Origin of the sequence: Nocardioides sp., assembly GCF_036401255.1 — a bacterium.
GTDB lineage: Bacteria > Actinomycetota > Actinomycetes > Propionibacteriales > Nocardioidaceae > Nocardioides.
Window position 1 is genome coordinate 1 of the sequence record NZ_DASWVI010000434.1, and the last position, 2,498, is coordinate 2,498.

Here is a 2,498-nt window from a genome sequence, read left to right on the forward strand (position 1 = left end):
ACCCCCGCGGCCGCGGTCGCGGCACCCGCGACCAGGAGGCGCGGGGCGCGGGCGGTCGCGACCACCGCGAAGCCCAGCGACGCGAGCGTGTAGCCCGTGGCGACCGGCACGTCCTTGACGTTGAACATCGCGTGCCCGGTCCAGGCCGGCATCGCCGCGAGTGCCGCCGCGGCCACCAGGCCCCAGGCCCACGACCGCAGCAGCAGGCGAGCCAGGACAGCCACCGCGGCCAGGGCCGGCAGCGAGAGCAGGCCGACCCCGAGGTGCCGCACGGCGTACGCCGACGCGCTGGCCGACACCACGCCCGAGGAGTCGACGCCCGTCAGCATCGACCAGGCGTGCAGCAGGAGCATCGTGACGGGCGCGTAGACGTACGCCGAGCCCACCCACGAGCCGGGGGCGTCGCCGTGCAGGTCGTGGTCGAGGACGTACCACCCCGACGGACCGAGGAACGTGCGCATCCGCAACACGTGGTAGGTCTCGTCCCAGGAGACCCCGGTGCGCCAGCCCCCGGCGAAGACCATCACGACCGCAGCCACGAGGACGACCGCGGCCACCGCGAGCAGCGGGCGCGGGACGGGGCGGCTCACGTGCGCTGGCCCAGGCCCCGGTTGCGCGCGTGCACCACCATCTCGGCGAGCAGGCCGAACAGCGTGAGCTGCAGCCCGGCCATCACCATCAGCACGCCGGCGATCAGCAGCGGCCGGTCGCCGATCGGCTCCCCGAGCACCTTGACGACCGTCAGGTAGGCCAGCGTCACGAAGCCCAGCAGCAGGCTGGCCATCCCGACCGCGCCGAACAGGTGCGAGGGGCGGTTCTCGTAGCTGAGCAGGAAGCGGACCGTGAGCAGGTCCGCGAAGCCCCGCCAGAACCTGGCCAGGCCGTACTTGCTCGCCCCCGACATGCGGGCGTGGTGCTGCACCGGCACCTCGCTGACCCGGTAGCCCATGCCGTGCGCGATCACGGTCAGGTACCGGTGCATCTCGCCGTACAGCATCGGGGAGACGTCCTCGGCGACCGCCGCCCGCATCGCCTTGAAGCCGGAGTTGAAGTCGCGGCCCGGAGCCCCCGACAGCAGCCCGGTGGTGCGGTTGTAGACGCGCGAGGTGGTGCGCTTGACGAAGCGGTCCTGACGCACGAGGCGGGCGCCGGTGACCAGGTCGGCACCGGCGTCGATCCGCTCGAGCAGCCGGCCCAGCTCGGCCGGGTCGTCCTGCCCGTCGGCGTCCATCATCACGACCACGTCGGCGCCGCCGTCCAGCGCCCGGCGGAACCCGCGCTGCAGGGCCGCGGCCTTGCCGAGGTTGTGGCGCAGCGTCTCGAGCTCCACCTCCGGATGGTCGGCGGCCAGCTCGGCCATCACCTTGCCGGTGTGGTCGGTCGACCCGTCGTCGACCACCAGGACCCGCCCCAGCGGGTCGAAGGTGGTGACCTCGGCGACGATGCGGGGCACCAGGACCCGCAGGTTCTCGGCCTCGTCGAGTGCCGGTACGACGACCCACAGCATGTCCCGCATGCTCCCGACGCCGGGTGAACGAGCCGTGAGCCCGGCGTGGCGTGTCGGTGGCGCGCTCCTATCGGGAGAACAGCTCCACCAGCGCCGCCGGGGAGACGACGCGGGCGCCGCCGCGGCCGACGTCCTCGGCGACCGCCCGGTCGTCGGTCACGACGACCACGACCCGGCCGGCGGGCTCGGCGGCGACCAGGTCGCGCAGCACGTCGTCGGCGATCACGCCCCGCGGGCTGAAGAGCACCTTGACGCCGCGCGGCGCGTGCACCGGCGGGCGGTGATCGGTCTCGGCCGCGTCGAAGACCACGGTCACGTCCACGCGGGTCCGCGCCACCAGCGGCGCGAGCGCCGAGACCAGGCGGTTGCGCTGAGCCTCGAGCGGCGCGCTCGGCCAGGCCGTCTTGGTGAGGTTGTAGCCGTCGACGAGCAGCCGGGCCTGGGGCATCGCGAGGTACTGCTCCAGCAGGGCGGCGCTCGTGACCCCCAGCGCGCCCGTGGAGCTCGGGTCACGGGTGCCGGCCGCGGCCACGTCCGCCTCGACCCGGTCGCCCGGAGCACCGGTCACGGGCGGCAGCGCCAGCTCGCGACGCAGTCCCGCGGCCGCGTCGATCACGGTCTCGAGCAGCACCCGGGCGCGCAGCGTGGCGTCGTCGCGATCGGAGCGGGCGTCACGGCGGCTCCGGGCCGCCTCGGCCTCGAGCCGCTCGACCTGTCCGCGCAACCGCCGGTTGTCCTTCTCCAGGCCGGCGCAGCGCTCGGCCGCCTCCGCCTCGGCGGCCCCCCGCGCCCGCTCCGCCTCGTCGGCGGCCGCGCGGGCCTCCCGCTCCGCGGCCCGGGTGTCCCCGAGCTTGCGCCGCAGGGCGGTGTTCTCGGTCTTGTACTCCTCGAGCTGCGCGCGGTGCGCGGCCCGCAGGTCCCGCAGGGTCTGCTCGGCGTCGGCCAGCCGTCCCTGCAGCCGCTCCACCTCGCGGTCGGTCGCGGCCGACCG

3 protein-coding genes are annotated in these 2,498 nt (G+C 75.1%); all 3 read right to left on the reverse strand.

Translation table 11 applies throughout. From position 1 onward, the window contains the following. The coding region (locus tag VGD85_RS19880; protein WP_331065164.1) for a hypothetical protein at positions 1-590 on the reverse strand (590 nt) is incomplete at its 3' end. Further along, positions 587-1,507, reverse strand: coding sequence for a glycosyltransferase family 2 protein (locus tag VGD85_RS19885; protein ID WP_331065165.1), 921 nt, complete (start codon positions 1,505-1,507; stop codon positions 587-589). The genes VGD85_RS19880 and VGD85_RS19885, both read right to left, overlap by 4 nt. 67 nt (positions 1,508-1,574) lie before the next feature. Then, positions 1,575-2,498, reverse strand: a 924-nt coding sequence (locus VGD85_RS19890) for an NYN domain-containing protein (RefSeq protein WP_331065166.1), incomplete at its 5' end; no start/stop codon positions are given.

Bases quoted from the DNA above. Each gene is read 5' to 3' on its own strand.
- VGD85_RS19885 (WP_331065165.1), bottom strand. From the start codon at position 1,507: ATGCTGTGGGTCGTCGTACCGGCACTCGACGAGGCCGAGAACCTGCGG.